Origin of the sequence: Ammoniphilus sp. CFH 90114, assembly GCF_004123195.1 — a bacterium.
GTDB lineage: Bacteria > Bacillota > Bacilli > Aneurinibacillales > RAOX-1 > YIM-78166.
In genome coordinates, this window is record NZ_SDLI01000003.1 from 352,046 (window position 1) to 375,909 (window position 23,864).

Annotated in this window: 28 protein-coding genes; 27 read left to right on the forward strand and 1 reads right to left on the reverse strand. The window is 42.8% G+C overall.

Going from position 1 to position 23,864, the window contains the following annotated elements; genetic code table 11:
• Positions 1-87: 87 nt before the first annotated feature.
• The 10 genes from EIZ39_RS09390 (at position 88) to rsmI (ending at position 8,353) form a co-directional block, all read left to right on the forward strand.
• Positions 88-1,194: a UDP binding domain-containing protein gene (locus EIZ39_RS09390; RefSeq protein WP_129199687.1), complete on the forward strand. Its 1,107-nt coding sequence runs from the start codon at positions 88-90 to the stop codon at positions 1,192-1,194.
• Positions 1,195-1,262: 68 nt separating this feature from the next.
• The gene (locus tag EIZ39_RS09395) at positions 1,263-1,442 is read left to right on the forward strand and encodes a sigma factor G inhibitor Gin (protein WP_129199688.1); all 180 of its coding nucleotides are present in this window, start codon (positions 1,263-1,265) and stop codon (positions 1,440-1,442) included.
• Between the two features lie 103 nt (positions 1,443-1,545).
• Positions 1,546-2,979 carry an aminotransferase class I/II-fold pyridoxal phosphate-dependent enzyme gene (locus tag EIZ39_RS27655; protein WP_129199689.1) on the forward strand — a complete coding sequence of 478 codons (1,434 nt, stop codon included), beginning with the start codon at positions 1,546-1,548 and terminating at the stop codon, positions 2,977-2,979.
• Between the two features lie 64 nt (positions 2,980-3,043).
• A complete protein-coding gene (locus EIZ39_RS09405) occupies positions 3,044-3,583 on the forward strand; it encodes a peroxiredoxin (RefSeq protein ID WP_129199690.1) in 540 nt (179 codons plus the stop codon).
• 70 nt (positions 3,584-3,653) lie between these two features.
• On the forward strand, positions 3,654-4,289 hold the full coding sequence (gene tmk, locus EIZ39_RS09410; RefSeq protein ID WP_129199691.1) for a dTMP kinase: 636 nt from the start codon (positions 3,654-3,656) through the stop codon (positions 4,287-4,289).
• Positions 4,290-4,376: 87 nt separating this feature from the next.
• Positions 4,377-5,357, forward strand: a complete 981-nt coding sequence (holB, locus tag EIZ39_RS09415; RefSeq protein ID WP_129199692.1) for a DNA polymerase III subunit delta' — start codon at positions 4,377-4,379, stop codon at positions 5,355-5,357.
• Positions 5,358-5,360: 3 nt separating this feature from the next.
• Positions 5,361-6,173 carry a PSP1 domain-containing protein gene (locus tag EIZ39_RS09420; protein ID WP_129199693.1) on the forward strand — a complete coding sequence of 271 codons (813 nt, stop codon included), beginning with the start codon at positions 5,361-5,363 and terminating at the stop codon, positions 6,171-6,173.
• Positions 6,174-6,195: 22 nt separating this feature from the next.
• Positions 6,196-6,546, forward strand: a complete 351-nt coding sequence (gene yabA, locus EIZ39_RS09425; protein ID WP_129199694.1) for a DNA replication initiation control protein YabA — start codon at positions 6,196-6,198, stop codon at positions 6,544-6,546.
• Between the two features lie 177 nt (positions 6,547-6,723).
• Positions 6,724-7,473: a tRNA1(Val) (adenine(37)-N6)-methyltransferase gene (locus EIZ39_RS09430; RefSeq protein WP_129199695.1), complete on the forward strand. Its 750-nt coding sequence runs from the start codon at positions 6,724-6,726 to the stop codon at positions 7,471-7,473.
• Position 7,474: 1 nt separating this feature from the next.
• Positions 7,475-8,353, forward strand: coding sequence for a 16S rRNA (cytidine(1402)-2'-O)-methyltransferase (gene rsmI, locus EIZ39_RS09435; RefSeq protein ID WP_129199696.1), 879 nt, complete (start codon positions 7,475-7,477; stop codon positions 8,351-8,353).
• Between the two features lie 117 nt (positions 8,354-8,470).
• Here the strand turns inward: rsmI and EIZ39_RS09440 are convergent, their stop codons facing one another.
• Entirely contained in the window at positions 8,471-8,734 is a 264-nt protein-coding gene (locus EIZ39_RS09440; RefSeq protein ID WP_129199697.1) for an AbrB/MazE/SpoVT family DNA-binding domain-containing protein, read from the reverse strand.
• Positions 8,735-9,247: 513 nt separating this feature from the next.
• On the opposite strand from EIZ39_RS09440, the gene metG reads away from it, so the two are divergent.
• From metG to pth, 17 genes are all read left to right on the forward strand, one after another.
• On the forward strand, positions 9,248-11,233 hold the full coding sequence (metG, locus tag EIZ39_RS09445) for a methionine--tRNA ligase (RefSeq protein ID WP_129199698.1): 1,986 nt from the start codon (positions 9,248-9,250) through the stop codon (positions 11,231-11,233).
• Between the two features lie 114 nt (positions 11,234-11,347).
• Positions 11,348-12,115 (forward strand): TatD family hydrolase, encoded by a 768-nt coding sequence (locus tag EIZ39_RS09450; protein ID WP_129199699.1) that lies wholly within the window; start codon positions 11,348-11,350, stop codon positions 12,113-12,115.
• 129 nt (positions 12,116-12,244) lie between these two features.
• Entirely contained in the window at positions 12,245-13,288 is a 1,044-nt protein-coding gene (locus EIZ39_RS27660) for a resuscitation-promoting factor (RefSeq protein ID WP_129199700.1), read from the forward strand.
• Between the two features lie 61 nt (positions 13,289-13,349).
• The gene (rnmV, locus tag EIZ39_RS09460) at positions 13,350-13,904 is read left to right on the forward strand and encodes a ribonuclease M5 (protein ID WP_129199701.1); all 555 of its coding nucleotides are present in this window, start codon (positions 13,350-13,352) and stop codon (positions 13,902-13,904) included.
• Positions 13,897-14,772 (forward strand): 16S rRNA (adenine(1518)-N(6)/adenine(1519)-N(6))-dimethyltransferase RsmA, encoded by an 876-nt coding sequence (rsmA, locus tag EIZ39_RS09465; RefSeq protein WP_483296029.1) that lies wholly within the window; start codon positions 13,897-13,899, stop codon positions 14,770-14,772. The genes rnmV and rsmA overlap by 8 nt, the downstream gene beginning before the upstream one ends.
• Positions 14,773-14,809: 37 nt before the next feature.
• Positions 14,810-15,289, forward strand: a complete 480-nt coding sequence (locus tag EIZ39_RS09470; RefSeq protein ID WP_129199702.1) for a ribonuclease H-like YkuK family protein — start codon at positions 14,810-14,812, stop codon at positions 15,287-15,289.
• A 57-nt stretch (positions 15,290-15,346) separates the two neighbouring features.
• A complete protein-coding gene (gene yabG / locus EIZ39_RS09475) occupies positions 15,347-16,234 on the forward strand; it encodes a sporulation peptidase YabG (protein WP_129199703.1) in 888 nt (295 codons plus the stop codon).
• Between the two features lie 303 nt (positions 16,235-16,537).
• On the forward strand, positions 16,538-16,810 hold the full coding sequence (veg, locus tag EIZ39_RS09480; RefSeq protein WP_129199704.1) for a biofilm formation stimulator Veg: 273 nt from the start codon (positions 16,538-16,540) through the stop codon (positions 16,808-16,810).
• A gap of 164 nt (positions 16,811-16,974) precedes the next feature.
• The gene (locus EIZ39_RS09485; protein WP_129199705.1) at positions 16,975-17,157 is read left to right on the forward strand and encodes a small, acid-soluble spore protein, alpha/beta type; all 183 of its coding nucleotides are present in this window, start codon (positions 16,975-16,977) and stop codon (positions 17,155-17,157) included.
• A 137-nt stretch (positions 17,158-17,294) separates the two neighbouring features.
• Positions 17,295-18,191 (forward strand): 4-(cytidine 5'-diphospho)-2-C-methyl-D-erythritol kinase, encoded by an 897-nt coding sequence (ispE, locus tag EIZ39_RS09490; protein ID WP_129199840.1) that lies wholly within the window; start codon positions 17,295-17,297, stop codon positions 18,189-18,191.
• A gap of 39 nt (positions 18,192-18,230) precedes the next feature.
• Positions 18,231-19,067: a pur operon repressor gene (gene purR / locus EIZ39_RS09495; RefSeq protein WP_129199706.1), complete on the forward strand. Its 837-nt coding sequence runs from the start codon at positions 18,231-18,233 to the stop codon at positions 19,065-19,067.
• An 11-nt stretch (positions 19,068-19,078) separates the two neighbouring features.
• Positions 19,079-19,450 carry a RidA family protein gene (locus tag EIZ39_RS09500; RefSeq protein ID WP_129199707.1) on the forward strand — a complete coding sequence of 124 codons (372 nt, stop codon included), beginning with the start codon at positions 19,079-19,081 and terminating at the stop codon, positions 19,448-19,450.
• A gap of 157 nt (positions 19,451-19,607) precedes the next feature.
• Positions 19,608-19,901, forward strand: a complete 294-nt coding sequence (gene spoVG, locus EIZ39_RS09505; protein ID WP_129199708.1) for a septation regulator SpoVG — start codon at positions 19,608-19,610, stop codon at positions 19,899-19,901.
• Between the two features lie 199 nt (positions 19,902-20,100).
• Positions 20,101-21,477, forward strand: a complete 1,377-nt coding sequence (gene glmU, locus EIZ39_RS09510; protein WP_129199709.1) for a bifunctional UDP-N-acetylglucosamine diphosphorylase/glucosamine-1-phosphate N-acetyltransferase GlmU — start codon at positions 20,101-20,103, stop codon at positions 21,475-21,477.
• A 20-nt stretch (positions 21,478-21,497) separates the two neighbouring features.
• Positions 21,498-22,448, forward strand: coding sequence for a ribose-phosphate diphosphokinase (locus tag EIZ39_RS09515; protein ID WP_129199710.1), 951 nt, complete (start codon positions 21,498-21,500; stop codon positions 22,446-22,448).
• A 62-nt stretch (positions 22,449-22,510) separates the two neighbouring features.
• Positions 22,511-23,152, forward strand: a complete 642-nt coding sequence (locus EIZ39_RS09520; RefSeq protein ID WP_129199711.1) for a 50S ribosomal protein L25 — start codon at positions 22,511-22,513, stop codon at positions 23,150-23,152.
• Positions 23,153-23,240: 88 nt separating this feature from the next.
• The gene (gene pth / locus EIZ39_RS09525) at positions 23,241-23,798 is read left to right on the forward strand and encodes an aminoacyl-tRNA hydrolase (RefSeq protein ID WP_129199712.1); all 558 of its coding nucleotides are present in this window, start codon (positions 23,241-23,243) and stop codon (positions 23,796-23,798) included.
• Positions 23,799-23,864 lie beyond the last annotated feature (66 nt).

Sequence of the window (23,864 nt, forward strand, 5' to 3'; positions counted from 1 at the left end):
TTCCCCTGGGCTCTTTTTTTATCTTGTTATGCTATCTCCCATTCTGGGAAACACTCAACAATATATAAAGCCTTAGGAGGATAACCGATGATGAAGCAAACGTTGGGGGTTCTAGGTGGGAATTCTATAGGCGTGGCGTTGGCTGATAGCTTGGAGAAAAGGGGTTATCCCGTAGTATTAATAGAACCTACCGGAGAATTATCTATCCCCTTAGAGACAATAAAATTTGTATTTCTCTGCGTTGACTCTAGTCAATTTTGGTCTGTAGTGGAGGAAACTGTTTCGTTTTTAACCAAGGATACTTGTTTAATAATCCATCCTACGGTTCCCATAGGTACGGGGGATCAACTACAAGATTGGTGTGACCAAAAGGGGTTAAAGGTCGTGGTGGCATCATGCGCCATGATGGAGATCCAGCATCCCTCCCACATTGTCATCGGAGGGCAAGCTAATCACCCAAAGCTCAAAGAACTACGTCATATAATGCTTTCCTACGATGTCCCTATCCTAATGACAACAAGGAAAGAAGCAGAGATCATTCAATATACTCGTAATGCTTTCTTGGCTACCAAGATGTCTTTTATCAATCAAGTGGCTAGTTTTTGTGAGACGTTTGGAGGGGATATTCAGACCATTGCCCGAGGAATAGGGATGGATCCAAGAATTGGCCAGGGCGCTTTGAAAGCCGGGATTGGCTTTGGAGAGTCACTATCCGATAACCTCCTTTCTTTAATTGAACAAGGAAAGCAGAACGGAGTAAAGACTCCTCTGTTGGAAGCTGTCCAAGAGATAAACGATGTTCAGGGAGATTGGGTAAAGAACCGTTTGAGAAGAGAGTTAGGTGCCTTAGAAGGAAAAACGATTGCGATATGGGGTGTTCGTGATCAACCTGCGTTAGACATCATAGAGCAGCTGTTAGCAGAGGGTATGGAATTGCACTTATACGACCCATTTCTTAGTTCGGATCATTCTTTCCCACGGAATACGATATGGCATGCGGATAAATGGAAGACTGTTGAGCAGGCCGAGGCTTTAATCATTTTACAGGAATGTCAGCCATTTCAAGAAGTTGATCTACTTCATCTAAAAGAAAAGTTAAATCATCCACTCATCCTTGATGGGAGAAATCTATTTTACCCGGACATGATGGACATGTTAGGATTTAGATATATCCCAGTTGGTAGAAAAGTCTGAACATAGCGTATGAACCACACTATACTAGTTAATAATGGAAGTAAAATGACGTAAGGTGGTTTTAAGATATGGATTTGAAGGAGAAAAACTGTATAGTTTGTGGGGAGTCAAATAAAGAAGGGATCTTTATTTGGGAAGCGTTTATCTGCCAGTCCTGTGAACAGGAGATGGTTCATACCGATGTCATGGATGCCAAGTATCCTTTCTTTATCGAAAAGATGAAAAATATTTGGAAGATGGAAGCCTGAACCAGCAGTTGTCTTGCGCTATGTAAGACAACTCTTTTTTTTGGTTTGGGCTAGTTCTTGTATATAATAGGAGATAGAGACAAACTGATAGGGAGAACAATAGATGAATCAAGAAAGAATGCCGTTAGTAGAAGCTATGCACAGGTACCAAGAGAAGGATCCTGTTCGGTTTCATGTGCCGGGGCATAAAGGAAGAGGAACTGGGCCGTTATCTTCCCTGTATCCTTTAGACCTCACGGAGATTCCCGGTTTAGATGATCTACATCACCCAGAAGAAGCCATTCTTTATGCTCAACAGCTCGCATCCGAAGTTTTCGGTTCGGATGAAACGTTTTTTCTGGTAGGGGGTAGTACAGTAGGGAATCTAGCGATGCTTCTTGCAGCTTGCAAGCCGGGAGAAGAAATTCTGGTGCAAAGAAATGTCCATAAATCCGTTATTCATGGACTGATTCTATCGCAGGCAAGCCCTGTCTATCTAGTACCTGAATTAGATGAGAAAACAGGCTTACCGATTACGGTATCCATAAGTGAATTGTTGCAAAAGTTACAGGAGCATCCTCAGGCAAAAGCGGTTTTTTTAACGAACCCCAACTATTACGGTATGGGAGTGGATCTGCAACCTTATGCCAAAGCGTGCCGCCAATATGGTATCCCCTTGTTAGTGGATGAAGCGCATGGCGCCCATTATGGCCTGCACGATGATCTTCCAAGATCCGCTATGGATTCTGGAGCAACGGCTGCCGTTCAATCTACACATAAAATGCTTCCGTCTCTTACGATGTCTTCCATGCTGCATGTGAAAGGAGATCTGTTAGACCGTGGTCGTCTCAAGCAGGCTCTTGCTATGGTTCAATCGAGCAGCCCATCTTATCCTTTGATGGCATCCTTAGATCTAGCAAGGCATTATCTCGTCCATGAGGGACGCAAGGACGTAGAGCATGCTATTCAACTGAGTAAGAAACTAAAGCAAGGTATAGAATCTGCTCAAATCCCTTGGCTCCAAGTCGTAGACAGAGGAGAAAAGGCGGATAGCTTAGATCCGCTGAAGGTGACCATACGAACGTATTCTAAAAACTATCATGGTTTCAGGTTGAAAGAGTATTTGGAGAGTAAGGGAATCTATCCTGAATTGGCAGATGATCAGCATGTTCTATTAGTTATATCTACTCACTCTTCTGAACGGGATGTGGAAAGAACCGTTGAAGCCATCGAGCAATTAGAGGTTCAGTACGGTGGTCCCTTTTCTTTATTTGATCCAGCACAATTCCAACCATTCTCTAATGAACTCGTATTGACGCCATATGAAGTATTTAACGAGCGAAGTGTTACGGTTCCTTTCGAGGAGGCTGAGGGGAAGATCTGTGCAGAAATGATTGTTCCTTATCCGCCTGGCATTCCAGTAATAAATCCAGGAGAGCGAATGAGTAAAGAAATCATGAATTACTTACAAGAGTTACAACGGTTAGGTTGTCGCTTCCATGGAATATCTGATTCAAAGTTAGGTGAAATACGAGTAGTTAACATTTACAATAACTAATCGGTTTGTTATTATGTGGATAGATTACAAATAAGAAATTATGATATAGATGGAGGATGAATGTATGTCTAATCGTTTAGTCGGAAAGCAAGCTCCTTATTTCGAGATGGAAACGGCGTTAGGGAATGGAAAAGATTTTGGCAAGGTGACGTTATCCGATTATCGAGGTAAGTGGCTGGTCTTATTTTTCTATCCGCTGGATTTCACCTTTGTTTGTCCTACAGAAATTACAGCATTAAGTGATGCAGCACACATATTCGCTGACTTGGATGCAGAGATTCTAGGAGTTAGTACGGATAGTAAGTTCTCACACCGAGCTTGGATTAATATGTCAAGAGAAGATAAAGGATTAGGCAAACTTAATTTTCCATTAGGTTCAGATATTACGAAGAAGGTGGCCAGTGATTACGGGGTGCTGATTGAGGAAGAAGGAGTTGCGCTGCGCGGGCTTTTTATTATTGATCCTGAAGGTGAACTGAAGTATCAGGTCGTTAACCATAATGATATTGGCCGCAGCGTAGATGAAACATTGCGAGTGTTGCAAGCGATTCAATCTGGCGGGTTATGCCCGGCAAATTGGAGACCTGGTGATCGCACGCTATAATGTTTTGGTTCTTCTTCAACATCTGATAAAATAAGGTATTAGATGTTGAATGGATGAGGAGAAAGCCAAGATGAAAACAGGATATTTCATTAGTCTTGAAGGGGGAGAAGGGGCTGGCAAATCGACCATGATCCCTCTTTTGCAACGTTATCTAGAGGATAAGGGGCATGACGTGATGATCACGCGTGAACCGGGTGGAATTGATATTGCGGAGCAAATTCGAACCGTCATACTAAACCCTGAGAATACCATGATGGACGGACGTACAGAGGCCCTGCTCTATGCGGCTGCTCGCAGGCAGCACTTCGTAGAAAGAGTCATTCCGGCTCTCCAACTTGGAAAGACCGTGTTATGCGATCGATTCGTGGACAGCAGTCTAGCTTATCAAGGTCATGCACGGGGCTTAGGGGTGGAAGAAGTTTATTCCATCAATCGGTTTGCGGTTGAAGAAGGAATGCCGAACGTTACCCTTTATTTTGACATTCTTCCTGAGGCCGGCTTAGCAAGGATAGCAGCGGATAAGCAAAGAGAAGTGAATCGCTTGGATATGGAGAAATTAGACTTCCACTATAAAGTGAGAGAAGGCTATCTACAGCTTGTTGAACGATTCCCAGAGCGAATACAGGTCATCGACGCGAATCAGCCGATCGATAAGGTTTTTGAAGATGTGATAGCTATACTTGATAAGAAATTACTTCAAATGTAGTCAAGTAGCCCGCTTAAGCCTAGCGGGCTATTTGTTGTACAATGTATAATATAACAATGATATTAGAATGAATGATAGGTGATTCATATGAGCTGGAAAGATTGCACGGAACAACCGAGAGTAGCGTCCATCCTGCAGAATAGTATGAAGAACGGCCGAGTAGCCCATGCCTATCTGTTTGCAGGGAACCAAGGGGTAGGTAAAAAGAAGGTGGCTGTTCAATTTGCTAAATCGTTATTTTGTTTAGAGCAAGACGGTGATGCTTGTGGAAGATGTCATCATTGTCTACGGATTGAATCAGGTAATCATCCTGACCTGCATAGGGTAACACCAGAAGGGGCAAGCATTAAGATTGATCAGATTCGAGAATTGCAGAAGCAGTTTTCCTTTAAGGCTGTGGAATCCTCAAGGAATGTGTACATCATTGAGCATGTCGAAAGAATGACGGTACAAGCGGCAAACAGTCTATTGAAATTTCTAGAAGAACCGACGTATGATGTAACTGCGATCTTATTAACCGAACACCTTCATCAGATTTTGCCAACGATTCTCTCTCGTTGTCAGGTTATTCACTTTGACGAGCTTTCCTTTGAACGAAGGGTGGATATGCTGAAGCAAGAAGGGTTCTATGAGCCATTATTGCGTAATATTTGCCAAATTACGGGCAATTTGGATCAGGCAAGGGAATGGTGCCAATCAGATGGGTTTGCACAGTATCGAAGCCTAGTGTTACAATTAACAGAAGATATTCTTGATAAAGGTTCTTATGCTCTCGTTACAATACAAGAGAAGATACTAAAAAATGAACAGGGTAACCAGGGGTTGCCTTACATCTTAGATATACTTGTTTATTGGTATAGAGACTTATTGCTATTTCAGATAGATCGTAAACATGAGCTTGTAAATATTGATCAATTGGATGCCATCCAGAGACAAGCTCTACGTTGCAGTAGAACTTGGATATTGAAAGGAATAGAGGTTGTCATGGAGACGAAGAATCGTCTTTCTCGCCATGCCAATCCTCAGCTATCCCTCGAAAGGATGGTTATCGAGCTACAGGAGGGATGATGATTGGTTGAAGTAGTTGGAATCCGCTTTAAGAAGGCGGGTAAGATATATTATTTTGATCCTGGTGAATTGCCGGTTGAGAAGAATGGTTTTGCCATTGTGGAGACCGCACGAGGGGTTGAATATGGACAAGTTGTCATCGGACGCAAGCAAGTTAGTGAGAATGACGTCGTCTTCCCTTTGAAGAAGGTCATTCGATTGGCGACAGAAGAAGATTCCGAACAAGTCCATATGAATAAAATCATGGCAGCGGAAGCTCTGCAGGTCTGTCAAGATAAGATTATTACTCATCAGCTAGATATGAAACTGATAGACGTCGAATATACATTCGATCGCAATAAGATCATCTTTTATTTTACCGCTGAAGGACGCGTTGATTTTCGTGAACTAGTGAAGGACTTAGCCTTTGTTTTCCGCACAAGAATTGAACTTCGTCAGATTGGCGTGCGAGATGAAGCGAAGATGCTTGGTGGGATTGGTCCATGTGGGAGAATTCTATGTTGTTCGACCTTCTTAGGTGATTTTGAACCTGTTTCCATAAAGATGGCAAAAGATCAAAATTTATCCCTCAATCCGGTAAAGATTTCGGGTTTATGTGGAAGATTAATGTGCTGCTTGAAATATGAAAACGATAATTATGAAAGTGCAAAAGAATCTCTGCCAGATGTCGGTCAGCATGTTGTAACACCGCTTGGTCGTGGCCGTGTTGTGGGGTTAAATATTCTCGAGCGCTTGGTTCAAGTAGATTTGCCTGAAGAAGGAGGAATGATAGAATTTGCCTTAGAAGAGATTTCAGAGATGGAGAAGGTGAACTAGGTATTCCAGTTGGGGTGAGGTCATGGATAAACAGAAAATGTTTCAGCAGGCAACCAATATTGAAGAACAAGTCGGCAAACTGTTTAAGGAAGTTGGCAGTTTGAGGGAGAGAATAGTGGAATTGCTGGAGGAGAACAAGAACCTCACCATAGAAAACCAGCACCTGCGCTTGCAATTGGAGCGACTAAACACGTCTCCACCATTGCCGGATAAAGAGGAAAAAACGGAAGAAAAACAAAAAGTCGGCGTAGGTGAGGGGTATGATAACCTGGCTCGGTTGTATCAAGAGGGCTTTCATATCTGCAATTTGCATTTTGGCAGCTTACGAAAAGAAGGAGATTGTCTCTTCTGTCTATCTTTCTTAAATAAATAACTGTAAGAAAAAGAGGTCAGCCTGTAGAATTCAGGTTGACCTCTTTCTTTTAGGGAATGGGAGGAGGATTATCACATTTGTTGTTATTTTTCCTAAAAAGCCGGTCCTTCGACCTTTCTTATGGGAAAGATAAGTAGTATATTGAGAAAAGCTGAATTTTACTCGAGGTGTGTTCGTATGGAAATCGCTTTGCACCCATCTGAGAGGGTGGATGATTTATTAACGCATGATCGGAAAATTATACAGAGCCATGAGGTGTTTAGTTTCTCGATGGATGCTGTATTGCTTGCTCGTTTTGCCTCGTTGCCTATTCAGAAGGGGAGAATTATGGATTTATGTACCGGAAATGGGGTCATTCCATTACTCCTATCGACGAGGAGTAAAGCCAAGATCGAAGGTCTTGAAATCCAAGAGCGGTTGCATGACATGGCTAGTCGGAATGTTGTGCTGAATCAACTAGAAGATCAAATAAAGATTTACTTAGGAGACCTGAAGGAAGCACCGCAGCGTTTTGGACATGGGGTCTACGATGTTGTAACTTGCAATCCCCCTTATATGCTGCCGAAAACGGGGGAAGTCAACCAGAATGAGCATTTTGCCATTGCCAGGCATGAAATCTATTGTACGTTAGAAGATGTGATTCGAGTGAGTGCTTATCTCGTTCGTTCTGGAGGAAAGGTGGCTTTTGTCCATAGACCTTCTAGACTTATTGACATGATCGAGCTGATGCGCAAATATCGTGTTGAGCCGAAGCGTATTCGCTTTGTACATCCCAAAGCAGGAGCAGAAGCGAATATGGTGCTAATTGAAGGAATTCGCGACGGAAAGCCTGACCTCAAACTCCTTCCACCACTTATTGTCTATGACGACGATGGCTCTTATTGTCCCGAATTGCTTGAGATCTATTATGGGGAAAGGGGGGAATAGCATGTTTGTACAGTCCAGCTTTGCAGGTAACCGTGGGGTAGCTGGAGAGTTATACTTGGTTGCAACCCCGATTGGAAACTTAGGGGATATTACCGTTCGTGCGCTAGAAATTCTGAAGTCGGTGGATATCATAGCGGCGGAAGATACAAGACAAACGAGAAAGCTGTTAAACCACTTCGAGATTGATACAAGGTTGGTTAGCCATCATGAGCATAACAAAGAAGCCAGTTCAAAAGGAATCATTCAATGGCTCAAGGAAGGCAAGAAGCTGGCGCTTGTCAGCGATGCAGGGATGCCAGCGATCTCGGATCCGGGATATGAGCTTGTGAGAGTTGCTATTCAACACGAAATTCCAGTCATCACGATACCAGGTCCTAATGCAGCTTTAAGTGCCTTAATTGCTTCAGGGTTACCTACAGATAAGTTCATCTTCCTAGGTTTTCTCCCCCGGGATAAAAAACCGCTAAGAGAAGAGTTAAATCGTATTAAAGTTTATCCTGAAACCCTTCTATTCTATGAAGCTCCCCATCGGGTATTGAAGATGATAAAGGAAGTCCATGAAGTCATGGGCAACCGACAAATCGTCTTAGCTCGAGAGCTGACCAAGAAATACGAAGAATACATACGAGGAAGTGTAGAGGAAGTCATTGGTTATTTAGAGCAACAGGATCAGGTTCGTGGGGAATTTACGGTTATAATCGAAGGGAATTTGGGTGGAGATGAGGAAGTGATGGCCGAGTGGTGGCAGGAACTCGAGCCGGTAGCCCATGTCGAAGGGTATATTCAGCAAGGATTGACTTCTAAAGAGGCGATCAAAAAAGCAGCAGAGGATCGTAAGGTTCCGAAGAGAGATATTTATAATTTGTATCACGGGGAATGAGACTGCAAATATCTCACCCTCAGTTGCAAATAACCCAACCCAACCTGCAAATATAGAACGAAGCAAATAAAAAAACGGCGCACCAGGCGAGAGGCTCGGTGTGCCGTTCTTATGTAATTACTTAACTGGTTGCTCAACAAGCTCTAATAGCTCTTGAATGCAGTCTTTGCTGATCATTTTACCTTTGTAGTGTACAAGGTTCTCAGCGTTCCCAGTAAAGATGCAAGAAGGTTCATATTTCTTAAGGATAATGCGCTCGCCGTCTACGAAAATTTCTAATGCGTCTTTCTCCCCAATACCTAACGTTCTGCGAAGTTCGATAGGAATTACCACTCGTCCTAGTTCGTCCACCTTACGTACAATACCTGTAGATTTTAACATTGTCATTACTCCTCTCAATATCCATTGTGTATTTATGTACCTGTCGTCAACAACAGGAGAAGGAAAACTTGTTGGCTTGGAAAAAGGGCTTGCGGCCTTCAAGTTCTCTAATCTTAATGAGTAATATCTCGCCAAAATTCGACAAAATCAACTTACATTTATAATACCAGCACTTCCAAAAGTAGTCAACCATATTTTTTCAAGTTATTGGAATAAAAAAGATAATATTAGAAAAAACAAGATCGTTTATCCTATAAATCGCTTGATATGACCAGAGTAAACTTTCAAGTTAAACTAAGAATTCCCAATATGTATGCGCTATTTTTGGAAAAATAACTGGAAATTCGATAGTTGTACGAATGTATAATTCGACATCTTTTCGACACAAAGCCAACTTGCCAGATGCGTTAACTCCTCCTTGCTTATTTTGTAAAGTAATGTTTTGTATATTTTGGGCAAAGATGAGATAATGGGAAAAGGACTTTTTACAAGCATTCGGGAGGAAGTATAAACGTGTCAAATCAAAAAACCTACTATATTACCACGCCTATTTATTATCCGAGCAATAAACTACATATCGGGAATGCATACACCACAATCGCTGCCGATGCGATGGCTCGATATAAGAGATTAAGAGGATATGATGTTTACTATTTAACCGGGACTGATGAACACGGCCAGAAGCTCCAGCGCCGAGCTGAAGAAGAGGGATTGAAGCCTCTCGAGTTTATTGACCCAATTGTCGATTGGATTAAAGATCTATGGAGCAAGCTCGATATATCCTATGATGATTTTATACGAACTACTCAGGATCGACATAAGTTAGCTGTGCAGAAGATATTCCAAAAGCTAGTTGACCAAGGTGATGTCTACCTTGGAGAATATGAGGGTTATTATTGCGTGCCTTGTGAAGCTTTCTGGACGGAGCGACAAGCCAAGAAGAATGATAAATTCCAGTGTCCAGACTGTGAAAGAGAAATCTCGATTGTAAAAGAAAAAAGTTACTTTTTCCGTATGTCAAATTATCAGGATCGCCTTCTTCAATACATTGAAGAGCATCCAGACTTTATTCAGCCTGAATCTAGACGGAACGAGATGGTTAATAACTTCCTGAAACCAGGCCTAGAAGATCTCTGTGTTTCCCGTACGACCTTTGACTGGGGAATTAAGGTTCCGAATGATCCAGAACACGTGATCTACGTATGGATTGATGCCCTAGCCAATTACATTACGGCACTTGGATTTATGTCTGACCAAGACGAACTATACCAGAAGTACTGGCCAGCAGATGTTCACTTGATAGGTAAAGATATCCTTCGTTTCCACACCATTTATTGGCCAATTATCCTTATGGCTATGGATGTTCCACTACCTAAGAAGGTGTTTGGTCATGGATGGCTGCTCATGCCTGACGGCAAGATGTCTAAATCTAAAGGAAACGTCATCGATCCCAAGTTCTTAATCGACCGTTACGGTTCGGATTCCATTCGCTACTTCTTGCTTCGTGAGATTGCTTTTGGTCAAGATGGAGTGTTTACGCCTGAAGCCTTTATTCAGCGTCTGAACTTTGACTTAGCGAATGACCTAGGAAACTTAGTCAGTAGAACAGTCGCCATGATCGATAAATATTTTGATGGGGTCATACCTGCTCCTACTCAACCAGGAGAATATGATGACCAGCTGCAGCAGTTGGCAGCCAAGACCGTTGAATTAGTGGAACATCATCTAGATGAGATGCGCTTTGGGAATGCTTTGACGCATTTATGGGAGTTAGTCGGGAAGACGAATAAATATATAGATGAAACATTGCCTTGGAACTTAGCCAAGGATGAAGCGAATCGGGAGCGTTTGGGAACTGTCATGTACAACCTAGCAGAGAGTATCCGCATTACTTCCGTCCTTCTCCAGCCATTCGTAACGAAGACGCCAGCGAAGATCTGGACTCAATTAGGCTTAGATTCTAATTCTGATGTACTTCAATGGGAACAAGCGAAGGAATGGGGCAAGCTTCCTTCAGGGCTTAAAGTGAATCGTACCGAGATGCTGTTCCCTCGACTTGAACTAGAAGTGGAGATCGCAGCAATTGACGAGAATACAGCGGCTGCACGCAAGCAGGCTGAAGAAAACAAGTTACAAAAAGAAGCAGTTGCTGTCGTTCCGGAGAAGCCAGAAGTCGAAGAAATTGCGATTGATGACTTTATGAAGGTAGAACTTCGTGTAGCTCAAGTGATTCATGCCGAACCGGTTCCTAAGGCCGATAAGCTGCTGAAGCTTCAGCTTGACCTAGGATACGAACAGAGACAAGTGGTGTCTGGGATTGCGAAGTATTACAAGCCGGAAGAGCTAAAGGGACAAAAGGTAATCTGTGTAACCAACTTAAAGCCTGTTAAGCTTCGTGGAGAGATGTCTTACGGCATGATCTTAGCGGCATCGGAAGGAGATAAGCTAACCTTAGCGACCGTTCCGGAAAATATGCCAAATGGAGCAAAAGTAAAATAAGGTCCGGGAATAGTCTTGCAAAAATGAGCAAGGCTATTCTTTCTTTCACCCAAGTTGACTGAAAAATTACTACAAAATCCAACAAATTCGACATAGAGATAGGATGGTGATTCGATGCTTTTCGACACACACGCGCATCTGAATGCTGAACAATTTCAAGAGGATCAAGAGGAAGTGATTCGTCGAGCAAAGGAAAACGGAGTCAGTCGCATTGTCAATATCGGCTTTAATCGGGAAACGATTCCGACCTCATTAGCCCTCGCTAAGCAATATGATTTTATCTATACCGCTGTTGGATGGCATCCGCAAGATGCTAAAGATATGAGGGAAGAAGACTATGACTGGCTACGTGAACTAAGCAAGCATGAAAAGGTAGTGGCGATCGGGGAGATCGGATTAGACTATTATTGGGATACTTCTCCTCGGGAAATTCAACAAGTTGTATTCCGTCGCCAAATCCAACTAGCAAGAGAGTTGAAAATGCCTATCATCATTCATAATCGGGATGCTCATCAAGATGTCGTCGATATTCTGAAAGAGGAGAAAGCGGCTGAGGTTGGCGGAATCATGCACTGCTTCTCAGGGAGTTTAGAAATGGCAAAGCAGTGTCTTGACATGAATTTTTACATCTCATTTGGCGGGCCGGTAACCTTTAAGAATGCCAAGAAGCCAAAGGAGATTGCGCAAGAGATTCCTCTAGACAGATTGTTAATTGAAACCGACTGCCCTTATTTAACGCCAGAGCCCTACCGCGGGAAACGAAACGAGAGCGGTTATGTTCGTTATGTAGCTGAAACCATTGCAGCTCTCAGAGGGATGAGTGTAGAGGAATTAGCTCAACATACGACAAATAATGCGAAAAGATTGTTTAATATTCAATAAAGTACGGTCTAGTCCTCTTCGACAAGCATCTACGGTTCTATGTCGAAATTAAATTCCATATTTTGGTTTGACAAAAAGAAAGGTGTCAACTAAAATAATCTCAACTTGAAGAGGAGGACAAATAGGAAAATGGACCCAGGAAAAGCAATGCCGTCTTCACGGAAGTTTTTCGTGGTTGGAATCCTAGCCGCACTTTTCATCACCGCTGTTTGTATTTGGATTTACCTGGCTAACCAACCTAAGCAAGTTGAGTTCGTACATAATGGAGAGGCTCGAAGTGTTTTGACGAAGAGTCAGAATGTGGATGAGTTTCTAGCAGAGCAAGGTGTACATATCGATTCGTATGATCTATTAAGTCCAAGCAAGGACGAAAAGATTGTAAAAGGCTTGGAAGTGGTTTATACCGATAGGTGGCCAGTAGTCATCCTAGACGGAACAGAGAAGCGTACCGCCATAACTAGTCAATCATCCGTACAATCCGTTCTTAAGGAACAGAACATAGCATTACAAGAGTGGGATCGAATTGAACCATCCACCGACTCACAAGTGGAGTCCAACCAAGAAATTAAGATCACTAGGGTTGAGAAGCGGATGGTAGAAGAACAACAGATTATTCCATTTAATCAGGTCAAGAGGAAGGACTATCTGCTTAACCAAGGAGAACAGAAGGTTGTTCAAGAAGGTCGAGACGGAAAAGCTGTCCATCGATACGAGATCGTGATGGAGAATGGAGAAGAAAAGTCTAGGACACTTGTGGAGACGCAAGTGGTTCAACCGAAGCAGGATCGAGTCGTTGCCATCGGCACTTTGACTACGGTTTCTCGTGGTGGAGTGAATTTTGTCGCTCGCAAGGTGATTAACAATGTTACTCTGACAGCGTACGCACCAGGTGTTACCCATACGGGTAAGGGGCCTGATCATCCGCATTATGGAATAACAGCCTCCGGTAGACGAGCTAAAGAAGGTCATACCATAGCTGTTGACCCAAGTGTGATACCTCTAGGTACGTGGGTTTATATTGAGGGAGTAGGATTCCGCCGAGCTGAAGACACTGGAGGAGCGGTTAAGGGGAATAAGATCGATATCTTCTATGAATCCGATCAATCCGCTCATCGTTTCGGTAAGAAGAGAGCAAAAGCCGTGTATGTGATTGGGAAAACAAAACCAGAATAAATAGAAGTCTATGCTGTGTTTCATGGAGACACAGCTTTTTAGGTTGGAGGCTATAGGTTTCATGATTAAGGAAATGATTATTGTAGAGGGAAAATCGGACACACTTGCCATTCGAAGGGCAGTAGAAGCCGATACGATAGAAACAGGGGGATCTGCGATTCCGGATTCCGTCATCCAGAGGATAAAACTGGCGCAAGAAAAAAGAGGCGTGATCATCTTTACGGATCCGGACTACCCGGGTGAAAGAATTCGTAAGATTATCAGTCAAGCTGTACCCGGCTGTAAACATGCTTTTATCACACGCGAGCAAGGCAGGGGAAAGCGTAACTTAGGTGTAGAAAATGCGAGTGTGGAAGTGATACGTCAGGCGCTTCAAGAAGTACGGACGGAGGCGAACGGTCTCTTTGAGGAACAGATCCGTTTACAGGATTTAATCGATGCTGGCTTGGTAGGCGGTGAATCCGCGAGTGAGCGAAGACGGCTACTTGGAGAATATCTTGGGATTGGCTATGCTAATGCCAAGCAGATTCATAAGCGATTAAATCAATTTCAAATATCTAAAAGAGAGTTCGAAGTTGCTTTACAAGCATTAGGAGGTGAAGATAAAGGTGAGTAAGGATATTGCAACGCCAACCAGAACGAAGGAGATCCTGAAGAAGTACGGTTTCTCCTTCAAAAAGAGTTTAGGACAAAATTTCCTCATTGATACCAATATTTTGCATAATATTGTAAAAGCGGCAGAATTAGATTCAAGCAAGGCTGTATTAGAAATTGGCCCTGGTATTGGTGCGCTAACAGAACACCTGGCGAGGGCGGCTGGAAGGGTTGTAGCTATAGAGCTAGATCAGCGGTTGTTGCCTATTCTCGCAGATACATTGGATCCGTATCCTAATGCACAGGTGATCCATGGGGATGTGCTTAAGGTAGATCTCAAGCGTTTATTTGCCGAGAAATTCAATGAGTTCTCTAAGGTTAGCGTCGTAGCGAACCTGCCTTATTATGTAACGAGCCCTATCTTAATGAGATTATTAGAGGAAGAACTCCCTCTTGAGAATATTGTAGTCATGATGCAAAAAGAAGTAGCTGAGAGAATTGCTGCGAAGCCTGGTGGGAAAGAGTATGGGGCACTAAGCATCATGGCGCAATATTATGCTGAACCCGAGATTGCTATGATTGTTCCACATAGTGTTTTTATACCACAGCCTAATGTGGATTCAGCCGTTCTAAAGCTGGCTGTTCGAGAGAAGCCGCCTGTTGAAGTTGCAGATCGCCGCGTACTGTTCCAGGTCATTAAGGCAAGCTTTGCCCAACGAAGGAAAACGATCTTTAATAATTTAATGGGATCTATGTTTGACAGGGAACAGCGCGAGTTACTCCTAGACATCCTGCAACGGGCCGAGATCGAGCCTTCTAGGAGGGGGGAAACACTGAGTATTGCGGAATTTGCAAAGCTTTGTAACCTGATTGTAGAGGCGAGAGTATAATATAACACGTCTGACTCTCATCCAAGGAGGTACCGATTTGGATTTTATAAGCCCAACGGTTGGAATGCTTGGGGAGCAGGAGTTAATGGATTATATTAAAAGCTATGTTCGCGAAGATCAGAGTGCCAAGTATAAAATCGTAATTGGAACCGATTCCCAAACCAGCTCCGAAAAGACTACATTTGTTACAGCGGTCATTATTCACCGCGTAGGTAAAGGGGCTAGATTCTTCTTCTGCAAGTGGAGGGTAAAGCCGATGTTTGACTTGCGGAGCCGGATCTACAGGGAGACCGAGCTAAGCCTCAAAGTAATGGATAAGCTTAAACAGGCAGGGATTATGGATATCACGGAAAACTGGCCCGTAGAAATCCATCTGGATGTAGGGCAGCGCGGGGAAACCCGTGTGCTCATACAAGAGGTTGTGGGGTGGGTTTCTGCTGTGGGTTATAAAGCGATTATTAAGCCAGATTCTTATGGGGCAAGCTCGGTTGCCGATCGTTTCACGAAATCCGGTTAATAGAAGAAGCATAAACACCTTTCTCCACATATAGTAGCAGGGAGGAGGGTGTTTTTTATGTCTATTCGCGTGGGCGACATGGTTACGAGAAAATCATATGGCAACGATATCATGTTTACCGTCACGAGCATTCAGGACGGTAAAATAGCAATACTTCAAGGATTGGAGTTTAGGCTGGTTGCGGATGCTCCTATGGATGATCTGGTTAGGGTCCAACCGGAGGATGTCCAAAAGGAATTGGAGAAAAGTCTGGTGAAAAGCCAGGAGTCCCTTAGACTTATTCAACAAGAGAGAAGACTCATGAGGGAAAAAAATTTGTATCAGCAGACGGGTTATACTGGCAGATCGGAAGAAGACAGTGTAACTTTTGAGATACCCGGCACAGTCTTGCACTTGGACGGTGACGGGCGTTATTTAGAAAAGTGCATCGCAATGTATCGGGAATTAGGAATCAAAGTGTATGGCTTTCATCTTCAGGAGAAGGATATGCCTATGTATACGACCCGGCTATTGGAGCGTTATCAGCCCAATATCTTAATTCTCACCGGGCATGACTCTTATCGTAGACATCTTGGGGATATCAACTCCTTAGACTGTTACAGAAACTCTAAGTATTTTGTTCAGGCGGTCCTAGAAGCTCGTCGATTTGAGCGAAACCGTGACCGCTTAATTATCTTTGCTGGGGCCTGTCAATCCAATTTTGAGAGTTTGCTGGAGGCCGGAGCCAATTTTGCCAGTTCACCTAAACGCATAAATATTCATACGTTAGACCCTGTTTATATCGCAGAAAGGGTAGCTTTCACCTCAGTACGGGATACAGTAAATGTTTTTGAAGCGGCGAAGAACACGATTACAGGAATTGATGGCTTAGGTGGAATTGAAACTTTCGGCACATTTCGACTTGGCTTGCCGATTACGGAAAATATGAAGAAAACACGTCAATAAAATAAAAAAAGAACCTTTCGTTCAGGTCTAAACAGTCTGAGGAAAGGTTCTTTTCGTTATTTTAAAAGGTTTTATCAATAGACTCCAATTTCTGGGTTACAGATAAAAAACTTGCTGAACATAGTAATTCGCGCAATGCAATAGATGGTTTAGATAAAGATCTATCATGGAAAGCCAAGTATTGTAGAATCATGTAAAAGAATATTCATTGACAATTTGTTTGTTTCATTGCTATAATTATCAATTTATTTGACATAATAACATTATGTTGTTATAATCATACATAAGTGAGGTGGTCATGCAATGGCAAATAGTGCGTTAATGGATATTAAGCGCAGTTTGGACGCTCATTTGGGTGAGCGTATCGTACTTCGAGCGAACGGAGGTCGTCGCAAGACGGTTGAACGTACAGGGATTTTGGAATCCACCTATCCGTCCGTTTTTATTGTAAAGTTGGACGAGGAGCGTCATTCTTTCGAACGAGTTTCCTACAGCTATGCAGATATACTGACCGAGACCGTTATGCTTACAGTTTGTCCATCTGAGCAAGAACAGATTCCGATAAGCGGCTTATAACAGTAGAACATCTTTTGTTCTGCTGTTTTTTGCTTCTCTGCATAAGAAGTTATTTACACCATTAATTAATGTTTCCAAATAGACCAAGGATTCTTAGTTTATATATTATTGGACAAGCTATACTACTTTTAGGGGAAACATTTCTTAGCTAAAGGAGGGCTAGTATGAGTCGTAGACGTGGGATCATGTCCGAGCAGTTCAAAATGGAATTGGCCAAGGATCTAGGTATTTATGATACCGTCCAGAAGGAAGGTTGGGGTGGAATTACCACTCGTGATGCTGGGAACTTGGTGAAGCGCGCCATCCAGATTGCCGAACAGACTCTAGCCAACCAAACACAGAAATAGGGATTCCCCTAGAAGCTGAAAGGATATAATCTTTTCAGTTTCTTTTTGTTTTAAAAGGTTTTTGTCTAAACTGGAATCCAAAACCTAGTAATGCTAAAATGAAAGGTATTATTGACATAAGTGAGCGGGTGAAACGTGTGAGGATATCGATAAAAGCTCCGGCAAAAATCAATCTTACGCTGGACGTTCTGGGGAAACGTGAAGACGGGTTTCATGAAGTGGAAATGGTGATGACCACCATCGATTTAGCTGATCGGATTGATATTTATCCTAGAGATGATCAACGGATTACCATTGATTGTTCAGCATGCTTTGTTCCACTTGGAGAGCGTAATCACGTATATCAGATTGCTCAGCTTCTTCGTACGAAGATGGGAATTACGAAGGGCGTGCATTTTTATATACATAAGAGAATTCCGGTAGCAGCTGGGCTTGCGGGAGGAAGCAGTGATGCCGCAGCAGCAATAAGAGGGTTAAATCAACTATGGGGGCTCGGGCTCTCCACGGAAGAGATGGCAGAGATCGGCTCTGAGGTCGGCTCTGATGTAGCTTTCTGTGTTCACGGTGGAACCGCTTTAGCAAGAGGGAGAGGAGAGAAGATTACTCCATTGCCTTCTCCTCCTCCTTCTTGGGTGATCTTGGCTAAACCGCCTATTGGTGTCTCTACAGCAGAAATTTACGGAAAGCTATCTATGGATGAAGTAAAGAAGTACCCAGCTAAATCACATCAGATGGTACAAGCGATCAATAACCGAGATTATGAAGCTGTACATCAAACATTGGGTAATCATCTTGAGACGGTCACGTTATCCTTGTACCCAGAAGTTCGAAGATTGAAGGAGCAGATGTTTCGATTTGGGGCAGATGCCTCCTTGATGTCTGGAAGCGGCCCTACAGTATTTAGCTTAGTAGACAAAGAATCTCGAGTGAGTCGGATATACAACGGGTTGCGCGGGTTCTGCAAAGATGTATACGCGGTAAGGATTCTAGGTGATAAATATCCAACGAGCTTGCAAAAAACCGTACAAAAATGATATATTGTCATCATAATATTCGGTTATTGGAGGCGTGTTATGGAGAAGAAATTAAGAAGGAGCGCTCGGTTGGTCGATATGACTCAACATTTGCTCGACAATCCCTATCGCTTAATTCCTTTAACACTGTTTGCGGAAGAGTTTGGTTCCGCCAAATCATCTATTAGTGAAGATTTATCTATTATTAAAGAGGCTTTTGAGTATAAAGGCATTGGAATACTTAAAACGGTAGCGGGTGCGGCTGGTGGAGTAAAATATATCCCTATGTTGAAGAGGGAATTAGCTCTTGAAGCTGTGGAGAGCATCTGCCAGAGCTTAGAACAGCAAGATCGACTGCTTCCAGGCGGTTATCTTTATATGTCCGATATCTTAGGAAACCCCGAGACATTGAATAAAGTGGGAAAAATCATGGCTACCGTGTTTATGGAGAAAGAAATTGACGTGGTGATGACGGTAGAAACCAAGGGAATCCCTTTAGCCTACGCTACAGCGAACTATCTCAATGTTCCTGTTGTTATTGTTCGTCGAGATAGCAAGGTAACAGAGGGTTCTGTGGTAAGCATTAATTATGTATCTGGATCAAGCAAGCGAATTCAGACCATGTCGCTCGCTCGCAGAGTGCTACAAGAGAAATCTAAGGTACTGATTATTGATGATTACATGAAGGCAGGCGGAACGGTCAGAGGTATGGTTGATTTATTAAGGGAATTTAATGCGGAAGTCGTTGGCATTGGTGTCTTTGTTGAAGCGGCTGAAGTAGAAGAGAAACTAGTAGAGGAATACATTTCCTTAGCAAAGGTATCTCAATTGGACATGAAGGATAAGGATATAAAAGTGATACCAGGAAACTTTGTTCAGAAAGTCCCAACCAATTAGGAGGAACAACAATGGAAATTGTACAAACCAATCAAGCTCCACAGGCTATTGGACCTTACTCACAGGCCGTTAAGGTCGGGAATATGGTTTATACTTCTGGCAATATCCCTTTAAGAGCGGATGGCACTTTAGTAGAGGGTACTGTTGAGGAGCAAACTCACCAGGTCTTTGCAAATCTTAAAGCCGTTCTTGAAGCAGCTGGAAGCAGCTTGGATAAGGTAGTGAAAACGACTGTCTTTATTAAGAATATGGACGAGTTTGCAAGGATTAATGAGGTGTATGCAACTTACTTTACGACGAATAAGCCGGCTCGTTCTACTGTAGAAGTCGCTCGACTTCCTAAAGATGTATCTATTGAAGTCGAAGCTATCGCGATTATTTAGTCTAAAACATATAAGAAGAGGTGTCAGCTACCTTTTAATAGAGTTTTATTAAATCAAAAAATTAATAAGTTTTTTACAAAAAACCAGAAGGAATTTTTTAGCCTTTGACGAATTAAGTGTAACATGCACATATATTGGTAAAAGGTGGTGTTACTTGATGGAAGTGACAGATGTTAGACTCCGCCGCGTGAACACGGATGGGCGTATGAAGGCAATTTGTTCTATTACCATTGATAACGAGTTTGTAGTTCATGATATTCGTGTTATCGATGGTAACAATGGCATGTTTGTAGCGATGCCAAGCAAGCGAACTCCTGATGGAGAATTTAGAGATATTGCTCATCCAATCTCGTCTACAACACGCGAGAAGATTCAGGCAGCTGTATTATCTGAATACGAGCGCGTAGGTCTAGAAGAAGAGCAAGAAGAACAGATGGTAGAAGGAGCTTAAGAGCCCTATCTATAAGGAATGTAATGTTCTTTAAAGAAAGAAGTAGAAGACCTCAATTAATTGAGGTCTTTTTTCTGGTGTTGAATTTCTATCTCTTGAAATCGAATATCGATTAAGATATAGTCAATATGGGGTACCTTACCTTTGATGGAGGTACCCTATTGGAATGTATAAAATATGTACATACATGGAGGCTACCATGCATCATAAATATGCAGTGGTTTTGGCTGCAGGCCAGGGCACGCGGATGAAATCCAAGCTCTATAAAGTTTTGCACCCCGTTTGTGGGAAGCCTATGGTTCAACATATTGTCGATCGATTACAGGCTCTAGCTATAGATGAGATTGTGGTGATTGTAGGGCATGGAGCCGACAAAGTGAAACAACAACTGGGATCAAATATTCACTATGCCTTCCAAGAAAAACAGCTTGGTACTGCTCATGCTGTGATGATGAGTGAAGGATTATTAAAGGATAAGCAAGGGACAACTCTAGTTGTCACCGGTGACACTCCACTCATAAAGAAAGAGACATTGCAACAACTGATGTCTCATCATGCTGCAACCCAAGCAGCGGCAACCGTGCTGACTACCGTTTTAGCGGACGCTACAGGGTATGGAAGAATTGTACGGGGTGAGCAAGGTCATGTAGAGCGGATTGTAGAACATAAGGATACAAACGAAGATGAAAGACAAATTAAAGAAATCAGTACAGGGATTTTTTGTTTTAACAATGAGCTGCTATTTAAGGCGCTTAGCCAAGTTAATAATGATAACGTGCAAGGGGAGTACTATCTCCCGGATGTTATTGGGATACTAAAAAAACAAGGCGAAACGATTTCGGCTTTCCTTACAGAGGATGCTGAAGATGGAATGGGTGTTAATGACCGAGTTCAATTATCCCAAGCCGAACAAATTATGCGGCGTCGTATTAACGAAGCCCATATGCGTAACGGAGTATCTATTATAGATCCGTCATCTACTTATATCGAAGATGATGTCGTTATTGGAGCAGATACAGTCATTCAGCCTGGAACCTTTCTACGCGGAAAGACCCTAATTGGTGAGGATTGTCTCATTGGACCTAACGCAGATTTAACGAATACAGAAGTAGAGAGCGGTGTGACCGTTCAGTATTCCGTCATATCTGACAGTATGATTCGCAGAGAGGCATCTGTAGGTCCTTTCGCTTATATCCGGCCAGGCTCTGATGTTGGTGAGCAGGTTAAAGTGGGCGATTTCGTTGAACTAAAGAACACTCGTCTTGGTAACTTCTCTAAAGTATCGCATCTCTCTTATTTAGGAGATGCAGAGGTAGGGGAAGGTGTCAATGTAGGATGCGGAACCGTCACAGTAAATTATGATGGTGTCAACAAACACAAGACCATTATCGGAGATCGTTCCTTTATTGGCTGTAATTCTAATTTAGTAGCTCCTGTCACTATTGGAGAAGGGGCATATGTTGCGGCCGGATCCACGGTAACAAAAGATGTTCCAGAGGGAGCGTTAGCTGTCGCCCGGGAGCGTCAATCGAATAAAGAAGGTTATGCAAGTAAGTGGCTGCGTAAGGAAAAATAGGTTGGAGGTTATAGAAGGAAATGGCAAATTATCGTGACCCAAAGCTGAAGGTATTTACATGTAATGCAAATCCCCAATTAGCAAAGGAAATCGCTGACCACATTGGTATCCCGCTAGGGAATGCAGAAGTTGTTCGTTTTAGCGATGGTGAAATTCAAATTAAATTAAATGAAAGTGTTCGTGGAGCGGATGTCTTTGTTATTCAATCGACGAGCGCACCTGTTAACCAGAACCTTATGGAATTACTCATTATGTTAGATGCCCTAAAAAGAGCATCAGCGAAAAGTATTAATGTTGTTATTCCTTACTATGGCTATGCAAGACAGGATCGTAAAGCCCGTGCCCGTGATCCTATCACAGCCAAGTTGGTTGCTAATCTAATTGAGACGGCTGGGGCCCATCGCGTGATCGCCATGGACTTGCATGCAACGCAAATTCAAGGGTTCTTCGATATTCCGGTTGACCATTTGCTTGGTGTGCCGATACTTGCCAAATACTTCTTAGAGAAAGAACTATCAGATATCGTTGTTGTATCTCCGGATCATGGTGGTGTGACGAGAGCGAGGAAATTAGCTGAACGCTTAGAAGCACCAATTGCTATTATCGATAAGCGTAGACCAGAACCTAATGTCGCTGAAGTCATGAATATTGTCGGAAATATTGATGGGAAGACAGCCATTCTTATTGATGACATGATTGATACAGCAGGAACCATTACATTGGCAGCTAATGCTTTAGTAGAGAGCGGAGCGAAGGGTGTTTATGCTTGCTGTTCTCACCCCGTTCTTTCTGGCCCGGCTATTGAGCGAATTGCGAACTCGAAAATTCAAGAATTGGTTGTAACGAATACCATCGCACTTGATGAACAGAAGCTAATTCCTAAGATCAAAGTGTTATCCATCGCTCCAATCATTGGAGAAGCCATCATCCGCGTCCATGAGGAACTATCTGTAAGTAAACTTTTTGATTAGGTTTGAACCTTCCTAAAAGGGAAACAATAGGGAATGTACTACTTTTAGGAGGGTGATTTTGTATGTCTAGCGCATTGAGAGCGGAGCTTCGCAATAACCAGTCTTGTTCAGAGTTAAACCAATTAAGAAATAACGGACGAATACCAGCTGTTCTATATGGATTGAATCAACAAAACCAGAACATTCACGTGGATTACAGCGACATACAGCAACACATTCGTCGACACGGGAAAAGTAGTATTGTTGATTTAACGATGCAGGATGGAACCACGGAGAAAGTAATCATCAATGAGGTCCAAAAGGACAACCTAAAGGACCGAATTGTGCATGTCGATTTCAAACGAGTAAACATGAACAAACCGATGGTTACAACAGTTCCTATCGCTTTAATTGGAGAGGCGACGGGAGCCAAGCAAGGTGGGGTAGTCCAATTCCAGACTAGAGAATTGGAAATTCGCTGCTTGCCGACAGAGCGTCCGGAGACTATCCCTGTGTATGTATCGGAGCTGGAGATTGGCTCTTCAATCACGATAGCAGATCTAGATATACCTTCTGGAGTTGAAGTTCAACACGAGATGAATGAAGTCATTGTATCCATTGTTCCGCCTCGTTTACAGCCGGTGGAAGAAGAACCAACTGACGAAATTCAAGAGCCTGAAGTGGTTGGAGCTCGTGATAGCCACGGATTGGATGAAGCAAAATAATAGAACACCTGAAGAGAACTGTGTGATGACAAGGGATTAAGCTTGGCACACAGTTCTCTTTGTATATAGATGGAGAGGAGGAACGGCTTTGAAGCTCATAGTGGGGCTGGGGAATCCAGGCAAGCAATATGAAAAAACAAGACATAATGCTGGTTTTATGGCTGTAGATGAATGCGCTCGAACATTAGGCATAGATATGAATCAGCTTAAATTTAAAGGAATGTATGGTGTTGGTCATGTAAAGGGAGAGAAGGTCATTCTTCTCAAGCCTTTGACTTATATGAATCTATCAGGAGAATCCATTATTCAAGTGATGCAATTCTTTAAGTTAGAAACAGACCAGTTGGTTGTTATCTATGATGATTTGGATACCGCGGTGGGTCAGATCCGAGTAAGGATGAAAGGAAGTGCTGGTGGTCATAACGGAATTAAATCCATCATCCAGCACTTAGGGACAGAAGAATTCTACAGGATTAGAGTGGGGATTGGCCGGCCGCCTGCTGGAAGAAAGGTAGTAGACTATGTGTTGGAGCCTTTCCACCAAGAGGAGGAAGGGGACATTCAATCTGCTGTAAAAAAAGCGTCTGAAGCCGCTAATAGTTGGCTGGAGGACTCGTTTGTTCAAGTTATGAATCGGTTTAACTAACGGTCCAAGTATGATTTACCTTGGGAGGGGAAAGAATAGCTATCAGGAATAAACTCCCCTTAGGAG

Bases quoted from the DNA above. Each gene is read 5' to 3' on its own strand.
- EIZ39_RS09395 (WP_129199688.1), top strand. From the start codon at position 1,263: ATGGATTTGAAGGAGAAAAACTGTATAGTTTGTGGGGAGTCAAATAAA.
- veg (WP_129199704.1), top strand. From the start codon at position 16,538: ATGGCAAATAGTGCGTTAATGGATATTAAGCGCAGTTTGGACGCTCAT.
- rsmI (WP_129199696.1), top strand. From the start codon at position 7,475: ATGTTTGTACAGTCCAGCTTTGCAGGTAACCGTGGGGTAGCTGGAGAG.
- EIZ39_RS09515 (WP_129199710.1), top strand. From the start codon at position 21,498: ATGGCAAATTATCGTGACCCAAAGCTGAAGGTATTTACATGTAATGCA.
- holB (WP_129199692.1), top strand. From the start codon at position 4,377: ATGAGCTGGAAAGATTGCACGGAACAACCGAGAGTAGCGTCCATCCTG.
- yabA (WP_129199694.1), top strand. From the start codon at position 6,196: ATGGATAAACAGAAAATGTTTCAGCAGGCAACCAATATTGAAGAACAA.
- EIZ39_RS09485 (WP_129199705.1), top strand. From the start codon at position 16,975: ATGAGTCGTAGACGTGGGATCATGTCCGAGCAGTTCAAAATGGAATTG.
- EIZ39_RS09405 (WP_129199690.1), top strand. From the start codon at position 3,044: ATGTCTAATCGTTTAGTCGGAAAGCAAGCTCCTTATTTCGAGATGGAA.
- EIZ39_RS09430 (WP_129199695.1), top strand. From the start codon at position 6,724: ATGGAAATCGCTTTGCACCCATCTGAGAGGGTGGATGATTTATTAACG.
- rnmV (WP_129199701.1), top strand. From the start codon at position 13,350: ATGATTAAGGAAATGATTATTGTAGAGGGAAAATCGGACACACTTGCC.
- EIZ39_RS27655 (WP_129199689.1), top strand. From the start codon at position 1,546: ATGAATCAAGAAAGAATGCCGTTAGTAGAAGCTATGCACAGGTACCAA.
- EIZ39_RS09520 (WP_129199711.1), top strand. From the start codon at position 22,511: ATGTCTAGCGCATTGAGAGCGGAGCTTCGCAATAACCAGTCTTGTTCA.
- purR (WP_129199706.1), top strand. From the start codon at position 18,231: ATGGAGAAGAAATTAAGAAGGAGCGCTCGGTTGGTCGATATGACTCAA.
- glmU (WP_129199709.1), top strand. From the start codon at position 20,101: ATGCATCATAAATATGCAGTGGTTTTGGCTGCAGGCCAGGGCACGCGG.
- EIZ39_RS09390 (WP_129199687.1), top strand. From the start codon at position 88: ATGATGAAGCAAACGTTGGGGGTTCTAGGTGGGAATTCTATAGGCGTG.
- EIZ39_RS27660 (WP_129199700.1), top strand. From the start codon at position 12,245: ATGGACCCAGGAAAAGCAATGCCGTCTTCACGGAAGTTTTTCGTGGTT.
- spoVG (WP_129199708.1), top strand. From the start codon at position 19,608: ATGGAAGTGACAGATGTTAGACTCCGCCGCGTGAACACGGATGGGCGT.
- EIZ39_RS09440 (WP_129199697.1), bottom strand. From the start codon at position 8,734: ATGTTAAAATCTACAGGTATTGTACGTAAGGTGGACGAACTAGGACGA.
- tmk (WP_129199691.1), top strand. From the start codon at position 3,654: ATGAAAACAGGATATTTCATTAGTCTTGAAGGGGGAGAAGGGGCTGGC.
- yabG (WP_129199703.1), top strand. From the start codon at position 15,347: ATGTCTATTCGCGTGGGCGACATGGTTACGAGAAAATCATATGGCAAC.
- EIZ39_RS09500 (WP_129199707.1), top strand. From the start codon at position 19,079: ATGGAAATTGTACAAACCAATCAAGCTCCACAGGCTATTGGACCTTAC.
- EIZ39_RS09450 (WP_129199699.1), top strand. From the start codon at position 11,348: ATGCTTTTCGACACACACGCGCATCTGAATGCTGAACAATTTCAAGAG.